This window comes from Streptomyces sp. NPDC088785 (genome assembly GCF_044750685.1).
Taxonomy (GTDB): Bacteria; Actinomycetota; Actinomycetes; order Streptomycetales; family Streptomycetaceae; genus Streptomyces.
This window is the reverse complement of the sequence record NZ_JBIVKH010000012.1, coordinates 1-22,868: the sequence shown is the minus strand read 5'-3', so window position 1 is coordinate 22,868 and position 22,868 is coordinate 1. Positions and strand designations below refer to the sequence as shown.

Below are 22,868 nucleotides of genomic sequence, written 5' to 3'. Positions count from 1 at the left end.
TGCGCCGCGCCGCACCCACCGTTCCCCGGCCGGGCCGGTCGGCCGGAGGGGCCCCGGGGCGCGCACGCCGGCCGCTCCCCCGCGTGTGATCCTGGCGGCATGACTGATCACCGCGAGGTCGTGGTCCTGCGCCTGCCGGACCGGGCCCCTCCGACCGAGGACGACGGCCTGGCCGCCCTGCTGGCGGCCTACCACCTGCGGACCGAGGCCGAGAAGGGGCGAGCGGTCGACTCGGTGGACGCGCTGCCGGACCGCTACCGGGCGGAGATCACCGACCCGCGGGCCGCGTTCGCCGGTGATGCCGTGCTGCTGGCCCGCCTGGCGGACACCACGGTGGGCTGTCTGGTGCTGACCTCGGCGGCCGACGGGGCGTCGGAGATCAAGCGGCTCTGGACCGACCCCGCGCACCGCGGCCGGGGCGTCGCGTCCGCCCTGCTCGGCGCCGCGCTCGCCCACGCCGGGGAGAACGGCGCGGACACCGTCCGGCTCTCGGTGTGGGACTGGCGGACCGGGGCCGTCGCCCTGTACGAACGGCACGGCTTCACCGTCACCGAGTCGTGGGACGAGCGGGACCGGCTGGTCTGCATGGAGCGCGCCGTGTGAGCGGCGGCCACCGTGCGCCGAGGGCCGCCGCCCCGGCCCGTGGCCACCGGGCCGGGTGACACGTCACCGGGCTTCCTCCCGCCGCCCATCCCGCACCCGCGCCGGACAGGCCCTGGGCCTGTCCGGCGGATCAGGTCGCAGTCGGGTGGCCCGCGCGCTTCTGTGCTGGTGAGCGGGGTCCGGTGCGTCGAGATGCCAGGCGGAGGCAAGGCGGAGGGGGCGTCGACGCGGAGCGTTGGCGACCGACGACAACGCCGCAGGTCGGCGCGCCGGACCCCGCGCCCGCGACAAGATCCGCCAGATCCGCCAGATCCGCCAGATCCGCCGGACAGTGCCTAGCCGCCGCGCCGCGCCGTCGCCACCCGCCGGTACAGCTCCGTCGCCTCCGCGCCGCGGCCCACCTGCTCCAGGCAGTGGGCCTCGTCGCTGCGGCTGGCGAGGGCGTCGGGGTGGGTCGCGCCCAGGACCCGCTCGCGGGCGTCGGCCACCGTGCGGTACTCGGTGAGCGCGTCCTGCCAGCGGCCGAGCCAGCCGAGGCCGACCGCGATCTCGCGGCGGCTGACGAGGGTGTCGACGTGGTCGGGGCCGAGCACCCGCTCGCGGATCGCGCAGACGTCGCGGGCCTCGGCCAGGGCCTCCTCCCAGCGGGCCGTCCGGCCGAGGTTGACGCCGAGGCCGTGCCGGGCGCGCAGCGTCTCGGGGTCGTGCGGGCCGCTCACCCGGGTGCGGTCGTCGATCAGGTCGCGGTAGAGGGCGAGGGCCTCCGCGCTGCGGCCGAGGCGGCCGAGGCCGATGCCGACCTCGTAGCGCACCGCGAGCGTGTCGGGGTGGTCGGGGCCGAGGGTCCGGGTCCGGGCCGCGGCGACCTCGCGGTAGGTCCGCAGGGCATCGGCCCAGCGGCCCAACCGGCCCAGGGTGTAGCCGACTTCGCAGCGGGTGACGAGGGTGTCGGGGTGGTCGGCGCCCAGTACCCGGGCGCGGGCCCGCGCCACCTGCCCGGCCATCCGGTACGACTCCTCCAGGCGGCCCAGCCGGCTGAGGTTGAAGGCGAGGTTGTGGCGGCAGCGCAGGGTGTCGGGATGGTCGGGTCCCATGGCGTGCTCGCGGGCGGCGAGGACGTCCGCGTACGCCTGGTGGGCCTCGGCGTGCCGCCCCAGCTTGCCGAGGACGTACGCCACTTCCTGCCGTGCGCCCAGCGTGTCGGGGTGCTCGGCGCCGAGGGCGCGGGTGCGGCCGTCCACCACGTGCCGGTACGCGCGCAGCGCCTCCGCGGCGCGGCCGGTGCGGCTGAGGCCGAGGGCGATCTCGTAGCGGCTGGCGAGGGTGTCGGGGTGGTCGGGGCCGAGCAGTCGCTCACGGTCGGCGGCGACGGAGCGGTGCAGCTCCCCGGCCTCCGTCCAGCGGCCGAGCCGCCCGAGGCCGAGGCCCGTCTCGTGCCGGGAGGCGAGGGCGGCCGCCGGGTCGGGCGCGGGTGAGGGGGGTTCGGCTCCGGCCGGGCGGGCGGGGAAGGGCTCGGTGGGGCGCGGGACCACCCATGCGCCGGTGAGTCCGGCCGCGCCGTCCGGCGGGGTGGTGCGCGGGCCGGCGCCCGCGGCGGCCTTGTGTCCGGTGGTCATGCCCCGGGTCCAGGACGGCAGGCCGGCCTCGTGCGGGGTCCGCGGTGCGGGGATCTCCCGGGTCGCGGGGTGCGGGGCGACGGGCGGGGTCCGCACGGTGGGTGCGTGGGGCGTGCTCCCGGTGCGCCCGGCGGCGATGCGCCGGCCCACCTCCCCCGCGTCGCGCGGCCGTGCGTCGGGTTCCTTGGCGAGCAGGTCGAGGATGATCCGTTCGACGTACGCGGGCAGGTCGGGGCGGTGGCTGCGCGGCGGCTCCGGCGGGGTGTCGCGGTGGCCGACGAGCACCGCCCAGGCGTCGTCCTGGTCGAACGGGGGCGCGCCGGTGGCGATCTCGTACAGGACGCAGCCGAGGGAGTAGAGGTCGCTGCGGGGGTCGACCTGGGTGCCGCCGATCTGCTCGGGCGACATGTAGTGCGGGGTCCCCATGGCGATGCCGGTGCCGGTGAGCCGGGCGGTGAAGCCGATGTCGTGGCCGAGCCGGGCGATGCCGAAGTCGCAGATCTTGGCGGTGCCGTCGGCGAGCCGGACGATGTTCGCGGGTTTCAGATCGCGGTGGATGATGTCCTGTTCGTGGGTGTACGCCAGCGCCGCGGAGACCTGCTCGGCGACGTCCACGACGTCGTCCACCGCGAACGGTTGGTGCCGGTCCTCCGCCAGGAGCTGGCTGAGATTCCTGCCCTCCAGCAACTCCATCACCAGATAGAGGACGCCCTCGTACTCGCCGAAGTCGTGGACGACGGTGATGCCGCGGTGCTGGAGTGCGGCGGCCGCCCGCGCCTCTCTGCGGAAGCGCTCCCGCAGGATCCGGGTGAAGGACTGGTCGCGCTGCGGTCCGAGCGGCTTCAGGCACTTCACGGCGACGTGCCGGCCCAGCGACTCGTCCCGGGCCCGCCACACCTCGCCCATGCCGCCGCGGCCGATCCGGTCCAGCAGCCGGTACCGCCCGTGGATCATCCTGATGTCGCGGGTGTCCCCCAACTCCGGCATCGTCCGCCATCGCCCCCGTCGCGTCGCCTCCGCGCCCTCCCCGGGCAGGACCTCGGTCCAGTATGGCTACCCGGCTGTCGACTTTGTACGGTGCCGTACGCGCGTCGGGCCAAGTCCGGCCACGGGCCGCGGGCCGGGTCCGCCGGGTGCCGGGTGCGCGGCGACGGGCGCCCGCGGTCGCCGCGCCCCCGCGCGCATGTCAACCACCCTCCGGTATCAACCACCGTCCGGTATCAACCACCCTCCGGGCCGTCCGCGAGACGCCGGCGCCACCAGAGGTCGGACCGCCACTGCCGGCGTCCGGCGAAGGGGTCGGGAAGGGTGCGTGCCCGGTACGCGTCGTCCAGCCGGGCCACGTGCCGCCGCAGTTCGCCGCGGGCCCCGGCCGGCAACCGCCGCAGCACGTCCGCGAGCACGTCGCGCGCGTGTCGCACGTCGTCGAAGGAACAGCCGCGGCACGAGCACCGCGCGGCCCGCGGGTACCGGGGCTTGCGTCCCGGTGGTCCGACGAACGAGCGGTAGCGCCGCAACGCGCGGTCGGTGGCTCCCGGGTGGAGGTGGTAGTCGTCCGAGAACCGCTCCACCCGGTCTATGGCCCCGCTGGTACGGGCCGAGAGCCCGTGGATCCGGTCCGGCGGCGTGGCCTCCCCGGTACGCCGGTCCCGCTGTTCGGCGCGCAGGGCGCCGGGCCGTCTACGCGGCATCTGCCTTTCGGAGGGTCGTCATGGCCTCATTCTGCCGGACCGAGGCGAGCGGATCAGCCGGTGGCGAGGGCGGTCCTGTACTGCTCGTCGGTGACGGGCTCCAGCCAGGTGGTGCCGTCGCCGGCACCGTCACCGACGACGAGGGCGAGGTGTGCCATGAAGGTGGTGTCGGTGGCGCCGTGCCAGTGTTCCTCGCCGGCCGGGCACGTGACGGTCCCGCCGGCGCCGACGCGTGCGATGTCGCCGTCGCGGGTGACGACCAGGCCGACGCCGTCGGTGACGTGGAGGACCTGTCCGTTGGCGTGGGAGTGCCAGTGGGTGCGGGCGCCGGGGGTGAAGCGCACGAGCGCGGCCGCGAGGCGGGCGGGCTCGGTGGGGGCCTCGATCACGGTGAGGTGGACGTCGCCGGTGAAGCGCTCCGCGGGGGCCTTCAGGGTGGGGGTGGAGGTGATGTGTTCCATGGCTCTTCTCCTCGGTCGTGAGCGGTAGGGGGGGTGGGACGGCGGGCGGTCAGGCGGCGTCGTCGTGGGCGAGGTCACCGCCCAGTGCGCGGGAGGCCTCGGCCTGCGCGAGCAGTTCCCGGGCCTTGAGCGTGACGGCCTCGATGGCGTCGGCTCCGGCGACGAACCGGGCCGGCGGCTGTTCCTGGTCCGCGAGCGCCAGCAGAGCCGAGGCGAGCTTGGCGGGGTCGCCGGGCTGCTGCCCGTTCATGGACTGCCACTGCTTCTTCGTGGCGGCGGTGCGCCCGGCGTAGTCGTCGATCGACAGGTCGGCCCAGGTGGTGGAGGTGTCCACCAGCAGCTCGGTGCGGAAGAAGCCGGGCTCGACGACGGTGGTGCGGATGTTGTACGGCTCGACGTCGTGCCGCAGGGATTCCATGAAGCCCTCGACACCGAACTTCGCGGCGGCGTAGGCGACGCAGAATTCCTGGCCGACCGCGCCGGCCAGGGAGGAGATGGTGAGGACGTGGCCGTCGCGCCGGGCCCGCATGACGGGAAGGACCGCGCGCGTCACGTTCATCGGACCGAACAGGTTCGTCTCGATCTGCGCGCGCATCTGCGCGTCGGAGATCTCCTCGAAGTAGCCGGCGTAGAAGTTGGCGGCATTGTTGATCAGTACGTCGATGCGCGCGAAGCGGTCGACGGCGGCCCGGACCGCGTTCCGGGCACTGGCCGGGTCGGTGATGTCCAGGGCGGTGACCAGCAGGTTGTCCTGCTCGCCGCCGAGGGCTTCGAGAATGTGGCCGGGGCGGCGGCCGGTGGCCACCACCTGGTGGCCGGCGGCGAGTGCCTGACGCGCGAGATCCGCGCCGAGCCCGCGTCCGGCGCCGGTGATCAGGAAGACCTTGCTCATGGGGGTGCTCCGTTCCGAAGGGGTCGTGGAGGGGGGTCAGCCGACGTCGCGGTCGGCGGCGACCTTCTTGAGGTGGTTGACCGCGGTCATGGCGTTGGGCCAGCCCGCGTAGAAGGCGAGGTGGGTGATGGCCTCGGACAGCTCCTCGACGCTCAGGCCGTTGTCCAGGGCGACGCCCAGGTGGTAGCCGAGCTGCTCGGAGCGGTAGAGGGCGGCCAGCACGCTCACGGTGACCAGACTGCGGTCCCGCGGGGACAGCCCGGGGCGTTCCCAGATGTCGGCGAACAGGACGTCGTCGGTGACCTCGACGAGCTTCGGCGCGAGGGCGGCGAGCTCCTGGGGTGCGGACTGCTTCGGCATGCGCTGCCTCCTCGATCGGAGCGGGACGAATCGGCGCAGGTCGCTGCTCCGGGTGGAGACGGCCCCTGCGGGCGGCGGCCGGGCCGCGCACCGGGGCGGCGCCGCGGGCACCAACCCCTGCCGATATCGAGGAAAACGCAGATCGGCGCGGCCGGGGAGGGCCTGGCCCTCCAGGTACTGACAGGACCCCCCACCGGCCCCGTGACCGGCTTAGCCTGGAATGCGTGAGTACCGAGAGCGACATCCGTGAGTTCCTGGCCTCCCGCCGCGCCAAGATCACCCCGCGGCAGGCCGGGCTGCCCGCCTACGGGGGGAACCGACGCGTGCCCGGGCTGCGCCGGGAGGAAGTCGCCCTGCTGGCGGGCGTCAGCATCGACTACTACGTGCGTCTGGAGCGCGGCCGCATCGCCGGCGCCTCGGAAGAGGTCCTCGACTCCGTCGCCCGCGCACTCCAGCTCGACGACGCCGAGCGCGCCCACCTCTACGACCTGGCGCGCGCCGCGGCGAAACGGCCCGCTCGGCGCGCCGGACGCGGTCGCGGACCGATCCCGGACAGCGTCCTGCGGATCCTGGAGTCCATGACCGACTCACCGGCCTTCATCCGCAACGGCCGCCTGGACATCCTCGCCGCCAACACCCTGGGCCGTGCCCTCTACTCGCCGCTGTACGCCGGTGACGCCCCGCGCCCGGTCAACATCGCCCGCTATCAGTTCCTGGACCCCGCGGGCCGGGCCTTCTTCCCCGACTGGGACACGTCCCTGAACACCACCGTCTCCCTCCTGCGCACCGAAGCGGGCCGCGCACCGCACGACAGCGACCTCACCGGCCTCATCGGCGAACTCGTCACCCGCAGCGAGGAGTTCCGCACCGCCTGGGCCAAGCACAACGTGCGCCTGCACCACACCGGCCGCAAGTCCTTCCACCACCCCGCCGTCGGCGGGATCACCCTCGACTTCGACGCCATGGACCTGCCCGTCCGGCCCGGCCTCACCCTCACCGCGTACACCGCCGCACCCGGCACCTCGGACCACGACGCCCTGAAGCTCCTCGCCAGCTGGGCCGCCACCGCCGACCACCCGGCGGCCACCGGGCCGCACACCGCCGACCACCCGCGTCCGTGACCCACTGCCGTCGCCGACCCTGCGGCGAGACCATGATCGGAAACTGTTCTTCGTACCAGTTTTCGCATATTGGGTACGGTCCTTCATCGATTGCCCTAGATTGACGTCATCGCCTCTTCGCACCAGTCGGGTGTTGTCGCTCAGAGGCCCTTCTCCGCAGCAGGGTGAGCCTGCGGAGCACGACGCCGGGCCCCGCATCGTCTCCCGCGGATGCCGTGCAGGTCCGGACCGTCCCTCGGAGCAGTTTCCACGCCGGTCCAGCCCATGCCCCCGGCAGCTCGGAGGGAGTGCTCCGCGGCACTCTCGGGGGTCGCGCCGCGCAGGGCACGAGGCCGCCGCCCCCGAAGCGGCGGCCTCCGCCATGACACCCGACCCGCGGTCCTTCACCTCCGCGCGTCGTTCGTGCCGGTGGTGCGACACGCGAGGAGAGGGAACCCGATCGACGACTCATGGCCCGTCCCCAGAGCAGCCTGCCGCGTCGTGCGGCTTCATGGAGAGCTCGACATCGCCCGCCTGCCCGTACTCACCGCCGTACTGCGGGGCAGCTGCCGGCAGACCCGCGACGCCTGGCTCATCGTGGATCTGCGGGCGGTCACCTTCATCGACACCGCCACGGTCCGCGAGCTGAAGGGCGCACAGGAGCACTGCGAACGGGCCGGCCACGGACTGCGCCTGGTCTACGACCAGCTCTTCATCGCGACGATCCTGGACCTCCTCGACGCCGCACCGCGGTTCCCCCGGTACGCCACCGCCGACGACGCCCGGGCGGGACGCGAAGCACCCCGACTGCCGGGCGGCCGGAGGGACCACCGGTGATTCGCGCGGCGCATACCGGGCATGCGGACACCAGGCGGCGCTCGACCGAGAGCGATCCCGAAGGGGCTGCAATGGACATCCAGTACGGCCGCGAGAACGAAGGCCCCATCGAGGCACCCGGCGACGCACCGGCCGAGGCACGGGGCAGGGCCCGTGAGGTACTCGCCGGTTTCACCGCCCGCACGGGCCTCACCCTGATTCCGACGATGGTGTCCGACGTGCTGCTCGTGGTCTCGGAGCTCGTGACCAACGCGATGCTGCACGCGGGCGGCGTGACCGGCTTCCACTGCCGGGTGGAGGACGACGTCGCGCGCGTGATCGTGCAGGACGCGAGCACCGCGACACCCACCCTCGTCGCCCGTCCCGCGGGCACGTTCCTGCCCGGGGGCTACGGGTGGCCCACCGTCCAGCGCCTGGCGCGGGCCGTGACCGTGGAGGTCCTCCCCGGCAAGGGGAAGCGCATCATCGCCGACGTGGCTCTGGCCTGATCCGCCGCACACCGCCGCGGCACGCCGCCGCTCAGGCGTCGTCGACGTCCGCGGCGAGCCGGTCGGCGACGGTCCGGGGCTCACGGCCGAGAAGCCCGGCGAGCAGCGGATCGACACCGGCGAAGCGGCCCTCGCGTGCGGCCTGGAAGGTGGTGAGCGTCATCCGCGCCATCTCCTCGGGCGTGCCGGCGGCGACCGTGGCCGCGACCCACCTCTCGTCGTCGAGCGTGACGCGCTCGACCGTGCGGCCGGCGGCCTTCGACGCCAGGTCGGCGACGTCGTCGAACGTCACGGCCCGCCGGGCGGTGAGCGTGACCGGGCCGTCGAAGGCACGGTCCCCGGCGAGGATGACGGCTGCGGCTTCGGCGGCATCCGCGCGGTCGGTCCAGGAGACGGGTCCGTCGGCAGGGGCGGTGATCGTGCCGCTCCGCCGCCAGGGCCCCAGCAGCCGGCCGAGGCTGTGGGCGTAGAAACCGTTGCGCAGTGCGGTCCACGCGACGCCGGAATCGGCCAGCAACTGCTCGGTGGCGGCGTGGTCGCGGGCCGGACGGAAGGGGCTGTCCGCTCCGGCGCCCTGGTGGCTGGTGTAGAGGATGCGGCGGGCGCCCGCCGCGACGGCGGCGTCGATACCGGCGCGGTGCAGCGCGACGGCGTCGGCGTGCGGGTCGTTGGAGGAGACGAGGAGGACCTGCTCGGCACCCTCGAAGGAGTGCCGCAGCGCGGCCGGGTCCTCGTAGGAGCCCCGGCGCACGCGAACCCCGCGGTCGGCGAAGTGCCGCGCTTTCGAGGTGTCTCGCACGCTGACGCCGATCCGCTCGGCGGGCAGCCGCCCGAGGAGGTGTTCGACGGTGGCACCGTTGAGGGAACCGGTGGCACCGGTGACGACGATCATGTGGGGGTTCCTTTCGTTCCCGCCGCGCCCGTCCGGGGTCCGCGGGCGGGGCGGGGGTCAGCGGCTGCGCAGGAGCGGCAGCAGGATGTCGTCGACGAGGTGCTCGACGAAGGGTTCGTCGCACACCTCGCCCGCGATCACGACGCGGTGCACGATGACGGCCGGGGCGACCTCGGCGAAGAGGGCGGCGGCCCCGGGGGTGAGCTGTTCTCCGTGCCGGATCGCCCGGTGCAGCGGCTCGTCGGTCATCGCGGCCTCGTCGCGGCGCAGGATGCGGCGCATCTCCTCGGCGAGCCGCGCATCGCTGCGCATCCCGGCGAACAGTGCCCCGAGCAGGCCGATCTCCTGCTCGGCGATCTGCCCGGCCAGCCAGGAGACGAGCCCGAGCAGATTCGCCCGGAGGTCGTCCGCGGCCGGTTCGGGAGGCGTGGCCCGCGCACGGTGCTCGACCGCGGCGGCGACCAGTGCGGCCTTGTCGCGGTAGCGGCGGTAGATCGTCGTCTTCGCCGACCCGGAGCGACTCGCGACCGCCTCCATGGACAGCTGCTCGTACCCCACCTCGGTCAGCAGCGACAGCGTCGCCTCCAGGATCGCCAGCCCACGGCCGGTGTCGCGCGGCCTCCCCATGACCGGCGGCCCACCCGTGTCACCGGCCCGTGGGCCGTTCGCCGCGCTCGCCACTCCGACTCCCACTTTCGCTACGCTACGGTTGCGTATCGAAAGTAACCCGGAACGCGACCGGCGACAAACCGGGCCGGTGGCGCCGCCGGGCGCCCGGGCCGGGCCGCGGGAAGGTCACCCGTCGGCCGCCGGGTCGGGCAACGGGAGGGCGAACCACACGGCCTTGCCCTCCTGGGTGGGCAAGGTGCCCCAGGTGGCGGCGAGTTGGTTCAGCAGGGCCAGGCCGCGGCCCGACTCCTCCTCCAGGCCCGCGATCCTGGCGCGGGGCAGGACGGGGCTGCCGTCGCTGACCTCGATGTGGAGTTCGTCCCTGGTGCGGCGCAGGCGGAGCCGCAGCGGATCGCAGGCGTGCCGTACCGCGTTGGACAGGAGCTCGGACCCGAGGAGGCACGCGGTGTCGACGAGGGTGTCGCAGTCCCAGTCCTCCAGCGTGCGGCGCAGGAAGCGCCGCCCGTCGCCCACGCTGACGGGTCGGGCGGGCAGCACCGCCGAGACGGCGGTCGCCGGGGTGGGCGGAATGCGGGCGAGCAGGAGGGTCACGTCGTCGGCGTAGTCCTGGGGGCCGGGCAGCAGGGACGCGAGGACCGAGTCGGCGGCCGCTTCGAGGCAGGGCGTGCCCGCGGTGGCCTTCTCCAGGGCGATGGCGAGGGCGTCGATCTGTTCCTCGATGTCACTCGTGGGGGTCTCCACCAGCCCGTCGGTGTACAGGGCGAGCACCGAGGCCGGGGGCACGTCGAGCCGCGTCTCCTGGTGGGGGATCTCGCCGACACCGAGGGGGACGCTGACGGGGACCGGGAGTCTGCGGACCTGTCCGGTGGAGTCCACCAGCAGGACCGGCAGATGTCCCGCGGAGCACACGGTCAGCGCGCTCTCGTCAGGGTCCAGGATCAGATAGCAGCAGGTGACGAGCTGATCGGGCAGTTCGCTGACGACCGCGTCCAGGGCCCGCATCAGCTGCCAGGGCGGCATCCCGGTCTTGGCCAGGGCGTGCGACGCCGAGCGGAGCTGTCCCATGACGGCGGCGGCCTCCAGGCCGCGCCCCATGACGTCACCGATCAGCACCCCCACCCGGCCGCCGCCCAATGCGATCAGGTCGAACCAGTCCCCGCCCACGCCCGGGCCCTGCCGGGCGGGGAAGTAGCGACTGGAGGTGTCCATGCCGGGCAGGGGGGCCGGAGAGCCCATCAGGCTGCGTTGCAGGGTGAGCGCGACGTGCCGCTGCTGTTCGTAGAGCTCCGCGAGCTGGGCCTCGGCCGCCTTGCGCTCGCTGACGTCGCGGATGGCGGCGGAGACCAGGGTGCCCTCCGGCGTCTCCAGCGGGCTGAGGCTGATCTCGACGGGGAACTCGACGCCGTCCTTGCGCAGCCCGTAGAGCTCCAGGCCCGCACCCATGGGGCGCACGCGATGGTCGCCGACGTAGCCGTGGCGGTGGGTGGGGTGCTGGTCGTGGAAGCGGTGGGGCACCAGGATCTCGACCCGGCGCCCCAGGAGTTCTTCGCGTCCGTAGCCGAAGAGGGCCTCGGTCTGGGCGTTGACGAGCTGGATGGTGCCGGCGTCGTCGACGATCACGATGGCGTCCGGGGCGGCCTCCAGCAGGGCGCGGAACCGGGCTTCGGCGGCCTTGCGCTCGCTGACGTCGCGGACGGCGGCGGAGATCAGCAGCCCGTCGGGCGTCTGGAGGGGGCTGAGACTGATCTCGACCGGGAACTCGGCGCCGTCCCTGCGCAGTCCGTGCAGTTCGAGGTCGGCGCCCATGGGGCGGATCTGCTGGTTCGCCGAGTAGCCCATGCGGTGGCCGGGGTGCTGCGCCCGGAACCGCTGCGGGACCAGGATCTCGATGGGGCGCCCGAGCAGCTCGCTGCGCGGGTAGCCGAACAGCGTCTCCGTCTGGGCGTTGACCAGACGGATCACCCCGGCGTCGTCCACGATCACCATCGCGTCGGGAGCCGCCTCCAGCAACGCGCGGAACGGCTCCTCGGATACGGAGATCGTGCGGCGCCGTGCTCCTTGTTCACCCGATGTCATGACCCATCTCAGCATCGAGGGGGCCCGGCACAGGACCGTTGTCCTCAAGCGCCCGTATATGTCGCTTCTTGCCGGAACGGGTCGTGATTCCCGTGCACTCCGCCGCCCGCGGATCAGGGTGGTCGCGTCGGCCTGCCGGGAGCGCCCGGCGCCCGGACGGGCACTCCGTCAGCGGCGCACCCGCGGCATCCCCAGGCCGATCCACGAGATGATCTCGCGCTGGATCTCGTTGTTGCCGCCGCCGAAGGTGAAGATGACGGCCGAGCGGTAGCCGCGTTCCAGTTCGCCGTGGAGGACGGCGCCCGCGCTGCCCTCCTTCAGCGCTCCGGCGGCGCCCGTCACCTCCATCAGCCAGGCGTAGGCGTCGCGGCGCGCCTCCGAGCCGTAGACCTTCACGGCGGAGGCGTCCTGGGGCGTGAGGGTGCCCTGCTGGACGGCGTTCACCATCTGCCAGTTGAGGAGTTTCATGGCGTCCAGGAGGGTGTGGGTCCGCGCGAGGCGTTTCCTGACCCAGCCGAGGTCGATGACGCGGCGTCCGTCGGCGAGTTTGGTGTCCATGGCCCAGCGCTGGACGTCGTGCAGGGCGCGGATGGCCATGGTGCCGTGGGCGGCGAGGGTGACGCGTTCGTGGTTGAGCTGGTTGGTGATCAGGCGCCAGCCCTTGTTCTCCTCGCCGACCCGGCGCGTGGCGGGCACCCGGATGTCCTCGTAGTAGCTGGCGGTGGTGTCGTGCGAGGCGAGGGTGTTGATGACGGTGCAGGAGTAGCCGGGGTCCGACGTCGGGACGAGCAGCATGGTGATGCCCTTGTGGGGCGGGGCGTCGGGGTCGGTGCGCACCGCGAGCCACACCCAGTCGGCGGTGTCGCCGTTGGTCGTCCAGATCTTCTGGCCGTTCACCGTGTAGTGGCCGTCCGTCTCGTCGCCCTCGCGGACCGCCTTCGTCCGGAGCGCGGCCAGGTCGGTGCCCGCGTCCGGCTCGCTGTAGCCGATGGCGAAGTCGATCTCCCCGGCGAGGATCTTCGGCAGGAAGTACTCCTTCTGCTCGTCCGAGCCGAACCGCATGAGCGTCGGGCCCACGGTGTTGAGCGCCATCAGCGGCAGCGGCACGCCCGACTGGGCGGCCTCGTCGAAGAAGATGAACTGTTCCATCGGGGTCAGGCCCCGGCCGCCGTACTCCTTGGGCCAGCCCACTCCGAGCCAGCCGTCGGAGCCCAGGCGGCGCACGGTCTCCCGGTAGAAGCGTTTCTGGGCGGCCGGGTCCTCGTAGCGGGCGTAGGCGTTGTCGGGCACGAGCTCGGCGAAGTAGGCGCGCAGCTCGGTGCGCAACTGCTGCTGCTCAGGCGTGTATTCGAGGTGCACGGCCCCTCCTGGCGGTCGACTGGGCGGCGCCTGACGGTCTTTCAGGCGCGGTGCGACGGCGCACACAGTAGAACCCGTTCCAGAAATTGTGAATGGCGGGGACGCCCCCGGCTGCACCCGGGACGCCGCGGCCCGCCCCGCGGGACGGCGGCTCAGCCCAGCGTCGCCAGGAAGTCGGTGCAGGCCCGCGCGCACGCCCGGCACCGCCGGGCGGTCTCCTCGGCGGCCGGGACCCGGTCACAGGCGTGCGCGCACTCCAGGGCGACGGCGCGGCACCATTCGACCTGGAGGCGCAGTGCGTACTCGTCCCGCAGGTTCTCCTCCGACAGCAGCCGGCAGGTGGCGTCGCAGACCTCGACGCACAGCAGCAGGGTGCGGCGCGGTTCCAGCGGCGGGCGGGCGGCGGAGCCGGGCTCCGCGCCGGCGGCCGGCGGTCCGGCGGGGCCCCGCGCCGCCGCGGCGATCTCCGCCCGGTCGGCGGAGCTCACCTGCACGGCGCAGGAGCGGGCGCACTCGGTGCAGGACTGGGCGCAGGCGAACCGGTCCTCCAGGTACCGCACGAGCGCGTCCTTGGACGGTTCTCCCGTGGAGGCGCGCTCCGTGCTCCGGGCCTCCTCCGCGCGGGAGTTCGCGTGCTTCGTCAGGGGGGTCACGGCCCGGCTCCCTTCCACGGCTCGTACGACTCGCGGGGCGGGTAGCCGGATCCGGGACCGCCAAACCCGCCCTCCCCCAGGTCAGCGGAGGACCCGGCCGCGCGGGGCCGGGACGCCCTCCCGGTTGGCCCGCGGCCCCCGGGGTACCCGCACGCCGCGCCTCCGGACCTGCGACGCCCCGCGCGCCGACGGCGTGGGCCGCGGCGTCCGACCCCACGTCCGTCCGCACCGCACCGCACGCCGACCCCATCGGACCGCGAGAGACCGCACAGAGGAGCGACCATGGCCGTCACCGTCCGCGCACCCCACCCCGGCGAGACCCGACGCGAGGTCACGGGCCGGGTGCGCACCTGCCGCCCCGCGCACCGTGAGACCGGCGAGCCGGCCGGGCCCGAGGGCGAGCCGGACCAGGAGTGGAATCTGGTGCGCGGAGAGGATTGACCGCCTCTTCGGCGGGCCGGGGTGGGGAGGCTCACAGCCTCCGTGGCCCTTCCCCACCCCAACCGGTTGTACAGTGCAACTGAAGTAGAAGTTGTATAAGCCAACCGAACGGCCGATCGCATCGGCCCGGCCGGTCACGCCGAACCACGGAGGTCCCGCCCATGCCCGCGCGCAATCCCGCGCTGCGTCACGTGCTGACGCATCTGCTCACCCCGCTCCTGATGTGCGTGGGCATGGGCCTGGCGTATCTGGGCGCGTTCGCCCACCCGGAGCCGCACCACCTGCCCGTCGCCGTCGTCGGCTCGGGCGCCGAGGCGAAGGTCTTCGCCCAGACGGTGAAGGACAAGGGGGGCGACGCGCTGGACGTCCGTACCCTCGACGCCCGGGCCGACGCCGTCGACCTGCTCAGGACGCGGGACATCGACGGCGCCTACGTCCTCGGCGGCGAGGGCGCGCGGACGCCCGAGCTGATCGTGGCCTCGGCCGGCTCCGACACCACGGTCTCCGTCGTCCAGAAGATCTTCACGCCGGTCGCCGCGGAGCAGGGTGAGCCGCTGAAGGTCACGGACGTGGTGCCGACGGTGGACGACGACCCGACGGGCCAGGGGCTGTTCTTCCTGCTCGTCGCCCTCAGCATCGGCTCGTACGCGTCGGTGGCGGTGCTCGGCGGCGTGGGCGCCGCCCTGCGGATGCGGGCCAGGGCCCTGCTCGTGGTCGGGGTCTCCGGGGTGGTCGCGCTGATCGGCGCGGCGTTCGCGGGGCCCCTCTTCCACCTCGCCCACACCAGCCTCTGGGGGCTGTGGGGCATGGCCTGGCTGTACTCGGCGGGCATCCTGTTCATCGGCGTCGGCCTGCACACGTTCCTGAAGCGCTGGACGACGCTCGGCGTGATGGTCCTGTTCGTGATGCTGAACTTCACCAGCTCCGGCGGCATCTTCCGGCCCGAGCTCCAGAACGGGTTCTTCGGCAGCCTGCACGCGTTCTGGAACGGCGCCGGCTTCGTCGAGGGCGCGCGCAGCCTCGTCTACTTCGGCCACCACGACCTCGCGCGGAACCTGTGGACACTGGTGGCCTGGCTGGCCGTGGGCCTCGTCGTCATCGGGATCGCGGCGCTCGCCGAGCGCCGGCAGGAGCGCACGGCGACGGCGCGGCACGCCGCCGGCCCGGCCCCGACCGCAGCCCCGACGGCAGCCCAGGCCCCGGCCGCGGTCGCGGAGCCGGAGGAGGACGTCGCCGAGGAGGAGGAGACCGTCGGCGTGTGACGGCTCCGGTCGGCCCCGCGCGCCGGGGCCGCCGCCGGCTGATCGAGGGTCCCGCCGCGGGTCGCGGCGGGACCTTCGCGCGCTCACGCCCCGTGCGGGATCCTCTTCGCCTTGCCGCGCACGGCGAACGCCGTGACGATCTCCACGACGCCGACCACCAGCAGCCACAGCCCGCCGACCAGGGTGAGGACCGCGACCGACTCGAACGGCGAGTCGATCAGGACGATTCCGGCCAGGGCCGTGACCACGCCGAGGAAGATCTGCCAGCCGCGCGCGGGCACGGTCCGGTCGGCGGCCGCCGCCACGGTCTGGGTGATGCCGCGGAACAGCCAGCCGATGCCGATCCACAGAGCGAGCAGCAGGGTCGACTGCATGGCCCCGCGGAAACAGAACAGGCCGAGGAGCACGGACAGGGCGCCGCTGACGAAGGCCACGATCCGCAGCCCGGTGGTGACGTGCCGGCCGAACGCGGAGACCAGCTGGAAGACGCCGCTCACCACGAGGTAGATGCCGAACAGAACGCCCGCCGCCCACAGCGACGCGCCCGGCCAGACCAGGACGAGCACACCGAGGATGAGGGAGGCGACGCCCATCAGCAGCACGGCCTGCCACGCGTTCTGCGCGAGCCTGCCGAGCGGCCCCTGATCGGGGGACGGCTCGTCGGCGACGGGCGTCTGGTGCGGGGTCTGAGGGTCGTACGGTGCTTGGGTCATGTCCGACTCTTCGCACACGGCACGGGGTACGGCCATCCGGGTGCGCCGAACAGGGGACCGGCCGGCCGGGCGGCGCCCGCGCCCGACAATGGCCCCATGAGCACCCACGCGCAGCCGGACCGCATCGCCGTACGCCGCGTCTACGACCCGCCCGCCCCGGCCGACGGCGCCCGGCTGCTGGTCGACCGGCTGTGGCCGCGCGGCATCTCCAAGGAGCGGGCGGCCGTCGACGAGTGGCTGCGGGACATCGCGCCCTCCAAGGACCTGCGGACCTGGTACCACGAGGACCGGGCCGGCCGGTTCGACGCCTTCGCCGAGCGCTACGCCGCCGAGCTGGCCGATCCGGTGCGCGCCGGTCTCGTGGCCCATGTCCGGGAGCTGGCGCGGCGCGGCCGGGTCACGCTGGTGACCTCCGTGAAGGAGATCGAGCGCAGCCATGTCCCGGTCCTGGTGCGGCAGGTGACCGGCGCCTGACCGGGCGCCGGCCGGGACCGGTCCCCGGCGGCGGTGCTCAGGCCGCCAGGCACATCGTGCCGCGCCCCGGGGCCGCCCCCGCGCCGCGCGCGGAGACCGCCGCCGTGACGGAGACGGGACGGCGCACCTGGGCCGCGCGCGCCAATTCGCCCTGGGCGAGCGCCAGTACGTCGATCAGGCCGAGGCCGAGCGCCCCGGCGACGGCGGCGAGCATCTCGGACGAGGCCTCTTTGCGGCCGCGCTCCACCTCGGAGAGGTAGGGCATGGAGATGCCCGCGACGTCGGCCACGTCCTGCAAGGTCCGGCTCTGGGCGCGACGGCGGCGGCGCAGCACGTCTCCGACGACGTGCCGCCACAGCGGCTCGGGGCTTAGGGCGGCGCGGGGCCTGCGGGTCTCGTGGGCGCTCATCGCGTCAGCCTAGACGCGGTGCGGCGCCGTCACGCCGGACTTCACTCACAGCGATATCCGCGATATCCGCGCGACGCGTTCTTGTGCCGCTTCCCCGCGCCGCCGCGTCGCCGCGCCGGTCGGCCGGTCAGCCGGTCAGTCGGTGTCGCGGCCGTGGCGGATCAGGACGACTCCGTTGTCGAACGCGCGGGTCTCCAAAAGGCGCAGGGGCGAGGGGGCGAACGGGCCCTGCGGGAAGACGCGTTTGCCCGTGCCGATCAGGACGGGGTGGATGTAGATGCGGAACTCGTCGACCAGGTCGTGCGCGAGGAAGGTGGCGGCCAGGTCGGCGCCGCCGAGGCTCAGGTCGCCGCCGGGCTCCTCCTTGAGGGCGCGGACGGCGGCCGGGGACACCTCGGGGACGACGGTGGTGTGCCACTCGGCGGGCCCCGGCGGCAGGGTGCGCGAGAAGACGATCTTCGGTTTGTCGCGCCAGATCGCCGCGAACTCGGCCTCGACGGGATCGGCCTTCGGGTCGGCGTCGGCGGCGGGCCAGTAGTCCGCCATCAGTTCGTGGGTGACACGCCCGCTGAGGAACCCGCCCATGGGGGCCAGTACGTCGTTCATGTGCTGGTGCAGCGCGGTGTCCACCCGATGCCAGCCGATCTCGCGGCCCGGGCCCTCCAGGTACCCGTCCAGGGACACGGACATCATCAGGACGATCTTGCGCATCTCGGCCTCGTCTCTCGCCTCGTCCGGCACCCGCGCGGACACAATGGCCCGCATGCACCAGACTGCACAGTCCGCCGCGAGGCCGCCATGGAAGTGACCCTGATCGCCGTCGTCGGCGTCGCGAGCATCGTGGCCGTGGCCGCGTTCTCGCAGCGTCTCGGGCTCGCCGCGCCGCTCAGCCTGGTGGTCGTGGGCATCGCCCTCAGTTTCGTCCCCGGTGTGCCGGTGGTGCAGCTGGACCCCGACTGGGTCCTGGCGGGCATCCTGCCACCCCTGCTGTACTCCTCCGCCGTGAACATGCCCGCGCAGGACTTCCGGCGCGACATCAAGGCCATCGGCGGGCTCGCCGTGCTGCTCGTGGTGGTGTCCACGCTGGGGGCGGGCTGGCTGCTGCACGTGCTGATGCCGGACGTCGGCTGGCCCGCCGCGTTCGCGCTGGGGGCGGTGATCAGCCCGACGGACGCGGTCGCCGCGACGTCGGTGGGCCGCAAGCTCGGTCTGCCGTCGCGCCTGCTGACGCTGCTGGAGGGCGAGGGGCTGGTCAACGACGCCTCGGCCCTGGTGCTGCTGCGCTCGGCGGTCGCGGCGATGGCCGGCGCGGTGTCCCTGTGGGGCGTCGCGGGACAGTTCCTCTTCTCGGTCGCGCTGGCGGTCGTCGTGGGCGTCGTCGTCGGCGTGGTCAACGTCCGGGTGCGCGCGCTCCTCGACGACACCGTCCTGAACACGGCGATCTCGTTCGTCGTGCCGTTCGTCGCGTACGTGCCCGCCGAGGAGTTCGACGCGTCGGGCGTGCTCGCCGTCGTCGTCTGCGGCCTGGTGACGGGCCATCTGAGCCCGCGGCTGCTGCGCGCCCGGGACCGGCTCGGCGAGGCGATGAACTGGCGCACCCTCGCCTTCCTCCTGGAGAGCTCGGTCTTCCTGCTGATGGGGCTCGGCCTGAAGACGCTGCTGGACGAGGCGCACGCCCACGAGAACGGCATCGGCGCGGGCCGTGTCGTCCTCTACGGTCTCGCCCTGACCGGGCTCGTCATCGTCGTCCGCATGGTGTTCGTGGTGCCGTTGGTGGCGCTGGTGCGCCGCGACGAACGCCGGGCCGCCGCGTCGAAGCCGCTGATCGAGCGGATGCAGGAGCGGATGGACACCTTCGACCTGAGCGAGCGGTTCACCCCGCGCAAGAAGGCGCACATCGAGCGCCGGGTGCAGCGCACGAGCGCGGACATCGACTTCCGGCTCACCGAGACGCTGGGCTGGCAGGGCGGTGTGGTGCTCGCCTGGTCGGGGATGCGGGGCGCGATCACGGTCGCGGCCGCGCAGACGCTGCCCGAGGACACCCCGTACCGCGCCCAGCTGATCGTCATCGCGTTCGTCGTGGCCGTGACGACGCTGCTCGCACAGGGGTTGACGCTGCCGGTCGTGATCCGCGCGGTCCGCATCCCGGGCGACGACCCCCAGCGGCTGCGCTCGGAGTACGGACGGCTCATCGACGAGATGTCCGACGCGGCGCTGGCCTCGCTCGACGAGGCGGCGGAGGCCGGCTCCACCCCGCCCGAACTGCTGGACCGGGTGCGCCAGGACAGCATGATCCGGCCGCGCGAGGCAGACATGGACGAGGACCACAAGAAGGCCGCCGAAGCGCTCCGGGGCATCGACGGCGCCCCCGTCGTCTATCTCCGGCTGCGGCTGCGGGTCGTCTCGGCGGAACGCGACGCCCTGCTCGCCGCGCGCACCCGGGGCTCGTACAGCTCGCGCGCGCTGCAAGGGGCGCAGCACGTGCTCGACCTGGAGGAGGCGCGCCTGGACCAGTTCGGCGACCGCTTCGAGGAGTGAGCGCGCCCGGAGCCGCCGGGTGGGCTACGAGGCCACGGGCCGCTCCCAGTCGCAGGGCCGGGACGGGCGGGCGTGGGCGTCGTGCTCCTTCAGCGCGACGCTCACCAGGCTGAGCAGCAGGTGCACGTCCGTGTCGCACTCCAGGAGGACGGTGATCCACGAGTCGCCCGGCCGCACCCGGATCGCGCTGCTGTGCCGCAGCTGGGGCAGGAGCCGCTGGACGGCGTCGGAGGTCAGGTAGAGGTCGGCGCAGTCGTCGGCGTGGAAATGGATGAGTTCGTGGCCCGCCGCGCCGAAGGCGTGCCCAACCGAGCACCGGGGCGGGCCACTTACCAGGTTCGGCCATGTCCCCAGTTCGGACATGGCGCGCTGGGCCGCGGTCATGCCTCCATCCTCGCGCACCCTTCACCTGGAGGACCAGCCCCATCAACCGTCGTGTTCCCCCGGCTACTTGTCGTCACGGTGTTCCGGCGGCCCTTGTGCCGGGAGGGTCCCATCGACTTCACTCGCACCGGATCGGCCTCTTGATCGAGTACGCCGACGAGCAGCGTCCCGCGCTGCGCCCAGGAGCCACACCGCAGAGCAGGAGGTCGCGCGCATGCCCACACCGTCGCCGGGAGCCGGCTGGGAGGACGTCACGGTCCGGGAGGTCGGGACGAACGGCATCACGCTGCGCGTCTTCGAACAGGGGCCCGCCCCCTCCGGGGACGCGGACCGGCCGCTCGTCGTGCTGTGCCACGGCTTCCCCGAGCTGGCCTTCTCGTGGCGTCATCAGGTACGGGCGCTGGCCGCGGCGGGTTACCGGGTGCTGGCCCCGGACATGCGCGGCTACGGCGGCAGCACGCGCCCCGAGGATCCGGACGCGTACGACGCGCTGACGCTCTGCGCGGATCTCGCGGGGCTGCTCGACGCGGAGGGCGCCGACGACGCCGTGTTCGTGGGCCACGACTGGGGCGCGATCGTGGTGTGGCAGATGGCGACGGCGTACCCGGAGCGGGTGCGGGCGGTGGCGGGGATGAGCGTGCCGGCGACGCCCCGCTCCCCCGTGCCGCCGGTCCCGCTGCTGCGCAGGCGCAACGGCGACGACTTCTACATCGTGTGGTTCCAGGAGCCGGGCACGGCCGACCGCGCGCTCGCCCGGAACGTCCGCCGCACACTGATCACCCGGGAGATCTACTCGGCGCGGTGGGCGGCGCGCCCCGACGAGGACCAGCCGCCGCCGCGCTGGCTCAGCGAGCCGGAACTCGCCTACTACGTGGCCGAGTTCACCCGGACCGGCTTCACCGGCGGGCTGAACTACTACCGCAATCTCGACCGCACCTGGTCCCTGACGGACCATCTGGCGGGGCGCACGATCGACTGCCCGTCGCTGTTCGTCACGGGCTCGCGCGACCCGGTCGCCCGTTTCATGCCGGACGACAGGATGGAACGCGTCCTGACCGATCTGCGCGGCCGCGTCGTCCTCGACGGCGCCGGCCACTGGATCCAGCAGGAGCGGCCGGACGAGGTGAACGCCGCGCTGCTCGACTTCCTCGCCGGGCTCGACTGACGCAGCCCTCAGGCAGTTCCCGCGCCCGCCCAGGCGCGGAACAGCGTCAGGGCCTCGCCGAGGTTGCCGGGTCCGCACACGGCGTGGAAGGCCTTCTCGGACGTCCACACCCGGACCCAGTCGTGCGGAGCGCGGTGGACGTCCCGGCCGGGGTGCTCGCGCTCCGCCAGGTCCGTCTCCGCCAGGTCGATGCGGACGGACCAGCCGGGGTTGTCGAGCGTGTCGATCCGCACCCCCCGCTCGTGCTCCCAGTCGCCGTCGCACTGCGCCGCGTACCAGCCCTGCAACCACCCGAGGACATGCTCCGAATCGCCCATGGCAGGAGATGCTAGGCGAGCGGTGTCCTAGAGCCGGTCGTCCGTCCCGTACTCGCACAGTTCGAAGACGACCTCGCCGGCCGTCGCCCCGACGACGGTGCCCCGCGCGGGGCGGACGGGGGCTCCCACCCACACCAGGTGGGGGGCGGTGCCGACGATCCGGCACGGCACGATGAAGCCCTCGGGGAAGCGGACCAGCGACTCGTTGCGGGCCGCGCCGGTGCCGCGGTGCACCACCCGGGACTGGACCACGACGCCGAGGCCCGCGCTGTGTTCGGTCTCCAGGTCGCTGGAGGCGCACACCGGGCACAGCAGCCTGCGGAACGACGGCGAGGCGCACCACTTGCAGCGCTGGTAGGTGAAACCGGCCGGCTCCCGGTCCGTCGGCGGCGCCATCACGTCCGTACCGGTCCCGGCCCCGATCCGGCTTCCGGACCACTCCGCCATCTCCGACACTCTCGGCCTCCCGCGCTCGCCCGGTGTACGCCGGGGCTGCGGCCTCGACGCCTCCCGCATCGTATGGCACTCAGTGCCGCGCGGTAAAGACACCCAGTACCCTCTCTTGCGGTCCGGGCCGGTCAGTCCTCCCGCAGCGCCGACTCCACGCGCTGGATGACCCGCCACATGGGGGCGCCCTTGGGGGCCACCATGACGACGACCTCCTCGTCGGACTCCGCCGCCCCCGGCGCCTGCCCCGCCTCGCCCCACATCCGCCGGACCAGCCCGAGCGCCCGGTCGACCGCCGCCTCCGCGTCGCCCTCGCCGCCCGACCGCAGCCAGGACCGCAGGCCGTTGTTGTGCGCGGCGACGACGGACGCGGCGACCACCTCGGCCCGCAGCGCGCCGTCCGCGGCGTCGCTCCAGCGGCGGCGCAGGTATCCGGCGAGGGTGCGCTCGTAGCGGCGCACCACGGACAGTTCGTAGGTGCGCAGCCCGGGGACCTCGCGCGTCAGCCGGTAGCGCTGGACGGAGAACTCGGGGTTCGCGGCGTACATCCGCAGCACGATCCGGGCGCCGTCGCACACCATCTCGACGGCGTCGCTGTCGTCACCGGCCGCGTCGAGGAACGCGGTCATGTCGGCCAGGCAGCTCTCGTGGTCGGGGAAGACCGCGTCCTCCTTGGACGGGAAGTACCGGAAGAAGGACCGGCGCCCGACGCCCGCGCGCGCGACGATGTCGTCGACGGTCGTCCGCTCGAAGCCCCGCTCGAGGTACAGCTGGAACGCCGCCTCGGCCAGCACCTCCCGCATGGGTGCCTTCTTGGGGGAACCGGTGACCTCGCGTGCCTCGCTCATGCGGGGAACGTAACACCGGACATCCCGTTTTGGCACTACGTACCTTTACAGAGGGAACTCAGTGCCATACGTTGGCGTCGGAAGAACGTACTGGGCAGTCCGAGGACGCTCTGATCGAGGAGAGCCGGCGTGAGCTTGAGGATCGTTGTCACCGTGAAGTATGTGCCGGATGCCACGGGCGACCGGCATTTCGCCGATGACCTGACCGTTGA

Annotated in this window: 26 protein-coding genes and 1 pseudogene; 10 read left to right on the top strand and 17 right to left on the bottom strand. The window is 73.4% G+C overall.

The annotated features are described in order from the left end of the window. Window positions 1–99: 99 nt before the first annotated feature. Window positions 100–603 (top strand): GNAT family N-acetyltransferase, encoded by a 504-nt coding sequence (locus ACIP5K_RS27030; protein WP_401413537.1) that lies wholly within the window; start codon window positions 100–102, stop codon window positions 601–603. Between the two features lie 335 nt (window positions 604–938). Here ACIP5K_RS27030 and ACIP5K_RS27025 read toward each other — a convergent pair whose 3' ends face one another. The 5 genes from ACIP5K_RS27025 to ACIP5K_RS27005 all read right to left on the bottom strand — a co-directional run bounded on the left by ACIP5K_RS27025 (window position 939) and on the right by ACIP5K_RS27005 (window position 5,623). Next, entirely contained in the window at window positions 939–3,206 is a 2,268-nt protein-coding gene (locus ACIP5K_RS27025) for a tetratricopeptide repeat protein (protein WP_401413535.1), read from the bottom strand. 233 nt (window positions 3,207–3,439) lie between these two features. After that, window positions 3,440–3,910 carry a hypothetical protein gene (locus tag ACIP5K_RS27020; RefSeq protein ID WP_401413533.1) on the bottom strand — a complete coding sequence of 157 codons (471 nt, stop codon included), beginning with the start codon at window positions 3,908–3,910 and terminating at the stop codon, window positions 3,440–3,442. 53 nt (window positions 3,911–3,963) lie between these two features. Further along, window positions 3,964–4,371 carry a cupin domain-containing protein gene (locus ACIP5K_RS27015; RefSeq protein WP_401413531.1) on the bottom strand — a complete coding sequence of 136 codons (408 nt, stop codon included), beginning with the start codon at window positions 4,369–4,371 and terminating at the stop codon, window positions 3,964–3,966. Between the two features lie 49 nt (window positions 4,372–4,420). Then, window positions 4,421–5,263: an SDR family oxidoreductase gene (locus ACIP5K_RS27010; protein ID WP_401413529.1), complete on the bottom strand. Its 843-nt coding sequence runs from the start codon at window positions 5,261–5,263 to the stop codon at window positions 4,421–4,423. 36 nt (window positions 5,264–5,299) lie between these two features. Next, window positions 5,300–5,623, bottom strand: a complete 324-nt coding sequence (locus ACIP5K_RS27005) for a carboxymuconolactone decarboxylase family protein (RefSeq protein WP_401413526.1) — start codon at window positions 5,621–5,623, stop codon at window positions 5,300–5,302. Between the two features lie 215 nt (window positions 5,624–5,838). Between ACIP5K_RS27005 and ACIP5K_RS27000 the strand changes: the two genes are divergently transcribed. The 3 genes from ACIP5K_RS27000 to ACIP5K_RS26990 all read left to right on the top strand — a co-directional run bounded on the left by ACIP5K_RS27000 (window position 5,839) and on the right by ACIP5K_RS26990 (window position 8,048). After that, window positions 5,839–6,744, top strand: a complete 906-nt coding sequence (locus ACIP5K_RS27000; RefSeq protein ID WP_401413881.1) for a helix-turn-helix transcriptional regulator — start codon at window positions 5,839–5,841, stop codon at window positions 6,742–6,744. Between the two features lie 480 nt (window positions 6,745–7,224). After that, window positions 7,225–7,560 carry an STAS domain-containing protein gene (locus ACIP5K_RS26995; RefSeq protein WP_401413524.1) on the top strand — a complete coding sequence of 112 codons (336 nt, stop codon included), beginning with the start codon at window positions 7,225–7,227 and terminating at the stop codon, window positions 7,558–7,560. A gap of 71 nt (window positions 7,561–7,631) precedes the next feature. Further along, entirely contained in the window at window positions 7,632–8,048 is a 417-nt protein-coding gene (locus ACIP5K_RS26990) for an ATP-binding protein (RefSeq protein WP_401413522.1), read from the top strand. A gap of 31 nt (window positions 8,049–8,079) precedes the next feature. Here the strand turns inward: ACIP5K_RS26990 and ACIP5K_RS26985 are convergent, their stop codons facing one another. The 5 genes from ACIP5K_RS26985 to ACIP5K_RS26965 all read right to left on the bottom strand — a co-directional run bounded on the left by ACIP5K_RS26985 (window position 8,080) and on the right by ACIP5K_RS26965 (window position 13,658). Continuing rightward, a complete protein-coding gene (locus ACIP5K_RS26985) occupies window positions 8,080–8,940 on the bottom strand; it encodes an NmrA family NAD(P)-binding protein (RefSeq protein WP_401413520.1) in 861 nt (286 codons plus the stop codon). 57 nt (window positions 8,941–8,997) lie between these two features. Continuing rightward, window positions 8,998–9,567, bottom strand: a complete 570-nt coding sequence (locus tag ACIP5K_RS26980) for a TetR/AcrR family transcriptional regulator (protein WP_401413518.1) — start codon at window positions 9,565–9,567, stop codon at window positions 8,998–9,000. A gap of 168 nt (window positions 9,568–9,735) precedes the next feature. After that, complete coding sequence (locus ACIP5K_RS26975; RefSeq protein WP_401413516.1) at window positions 9,736–11,646, bottom strand: PAS domain S-box protein; 1,911 nt, start codon at window positions 11,644–11,646, stop codon at window positions 9,736–9,738. A gap of 168 nt (window positions 11,647–11,814) precedes the next feature. Next, window positions 11,815–13,005: an acyl-CoA dehydrogenase family protein gene (locus ACIP5K_RS26970; protein ID WP_401413514.1), complete on the bottom strand. Its 1,191-nt coding sequence runs from the start codon at window positions 13,003–13,005 to the stop codon at window positions 11,815–11,817. A gap of 152 nt (window positions 13,006–13,157) precedes the next feature. Further along, entirely contained in the window at window positions 13,158–13,658 is a 501-nt protein-coding gene (locus tag ACIP5K_RS26965) for a ferredoxin (RefSeq protein ID WP_401413512.1), read from the bottom strand. A gap of 282 nt (window positions 13,659–13,940) precedes the next feature. Between ACIP5K_RS26965 and ACIP5K_RS26960 the strand changes: the two genes are divergently transcribed. Further along, a complete protein-coding gene (locus tag ACIP5K_RS26960) occupies window positions 13,941–14,099 on the top strand; it encodes a hypothetical protein (RefSeq protein ID WP_401413510.1) in 159 nt (52 codons plus the stop codon). Window positions 14,100–14,260: 161 nt separating this feature from the next. Further along, a complete protein-coding gene (locus ACIP5K_RS26955; RefSeq protein WP_401413508.1) occupies window positions 14,261–15,361 on the top strand; it encodes a hypothetical protein in 1,101 nt (366 codons plus the stop codon). Between the two features lie 83 nt (window positions 15,362–15,444). On the opposite strand, the gene ACIP5K_RS26950 is transcribed toward ACIP5K_RS26955, so the two are convergent. Further along, on the bottom strand, window positions 15,445–16,074 hold the full coding sequence (locus ACIP5K_RS26950) for an HdeD family acid-resistance protein (RefSeq protein WP_401413506.1): 630 nt from the start codon (window positions 16,072–16,074) through the stop codon (window positions 15,445–15,447). Window positions 16,075–16,170: 96 nt separating this feature from the next. Here ACIP5K_RS26950 and ACIP5K_RS26945 point away from each other — a divergent pair, with 96 nt between their 5' ends. Then, window positions 16,171–16,548 carry a DUF488 domain-containing protein gene (locus ACIP5K_RS26945; RefSeq protein ID WP_401413504.1) on the top strand — a complete coding sequence of 126 codons (378 nt, stop codon included), beginning with the start codon at window positions 16,171–16,173 and terminating at the stop codon, window positions 16,546–16,548. A gap of 37 nt (window positions 16,549–16,585) precedes the next feature. Here the strand turns inward: ACIP5K_RS26945 and ACIP5K_RS26940 are convergent, their stop codons facing one another. Together ACIP5K_RS26940 and ACIP5K_RS26935 are read right to left on the bottom strand one after the other, a co-directional pair. Then, entirely contained in the window at window positions 16,586–16,957 is a 372-nt protein-coding gene (locus ACIP5K_RS26940) for a helix-turn-helix domain-containing protein (protein ID WP_401413502.1), read from the bottom strand. A 135-nt stretch (window positions 16,958–17,092) separates the two neighbouring features. Further along, window positions 17,093–17,668: a dihydrofolate reductase family protein gene (locus ACIP5K_RS26935; RefSeq protein ID WP_401413879.1), complete on the bottom strand. Its 576-nt coding sequence runs from the start codon at window positions 17,666–17,668 to the stop codon at window positions 17,093–17,095. Window positions 17,669–17,755: 87 nt separating this feature from the next. Here ACIP5K_RS26935 and ACIP5K_RS26930 point away from each other — a divergent pair, with 87 nt between their 5' ends. Then, on the top strand, window positions 17,756–19,495 hold the full coding sequence (locus ACIP5K_RS26930) for a cation:proton antiporter (protein ID WP_401413500.1): 1,740 nt from the start codon (window positions 17,756–17,758) through the stop codon (window positions 19,493–19,495). Between the two features lie 24 nt (window positions 19,496–19,519). On the opposite strand, the gene ACIP5K_RS26925 is transcribed toward ACIP5K_RS26930, so the two are convergent. Beyond that, window positions 19,520–19,879, bottom strand: a complete 360-nt coding sequence (locus ACIP5K_RS26925) for a luciferase family protein (protein WP_401413498.1) — start codon at window positions 19,877–19,879, stop codon at window positions 19,520–19,522. A 214-nt stretch (window positions 19,880–20,093) separates the two neighbouring features. Between ACIP5K_RS26925 and ACIP5K_RS26920 the strand changes: the two genes are divergently transcribed. Then, a complete protein-coding gene (locus ACIP5K_RS26920; protein WP_401413496.1) occupies window positions 20,094–21,044 on the top strand; it encodes an alpha/beta fold hydrolase in 951 nt (316 codons plus the stop codon). Between the two features lie 8 nt (window positions 21,045–21,052). On the opposite strand, the gene ACIP5K_RS26915 is transcribed toward ACIP5K_RS26920, so the two are convergent. The 3 genes from ACIP5K_RS26915 to ACIP5K_RS26905 form a co-directional block, all read right to left on the bottom strand. Then, complete coding sequence (locus tag ACIP5K_RS26915; protein ID WP_401413494.1) at window positions 21,053–21,361, bottom strand: immunity 53 family protein; 309 nt, start codon at window positions 21,359–21,361, stop codon at window positions 21,053–21,055. A 27-nt stretch (window positions 21,362–21,388) separates the two neighbouring features. Next, window positions 21,389–21,808, bottom strand: coding sequence for a Zn-ribbon domain-containing OB-fold protein (locus ACIP5K_RS26910; RefSeq protein WP_401413492.1), 420 nt, complete (start codon window positions 21,806–21,808; stop codon window positions 21,389–21,391). 131 nt (window positions 21,809–21,939) lie between these two features. After that, complete coding sequence (locus ACIP5K_RS26905) at window positions 21,940–22,656, bottom strand: TetR family transcriptional regulator (protein ID WP_401413490.1); 717 nt, start codon at window positions 22,654–22,656, stop codon at window positions 21,940–21,942. Window positions 22,657–22,785: 129 nt separating this feature from the next. Here ACIP5K_RS26905 and ACIP5K_RS26900 point away from each other — a divergent pair. Next, window positions 22,786–22,868, top strand: a pseudogene (locus ACIP5K_RS26900) (electron transfer flavoprotein subunit beta); the annotation flags it as partial.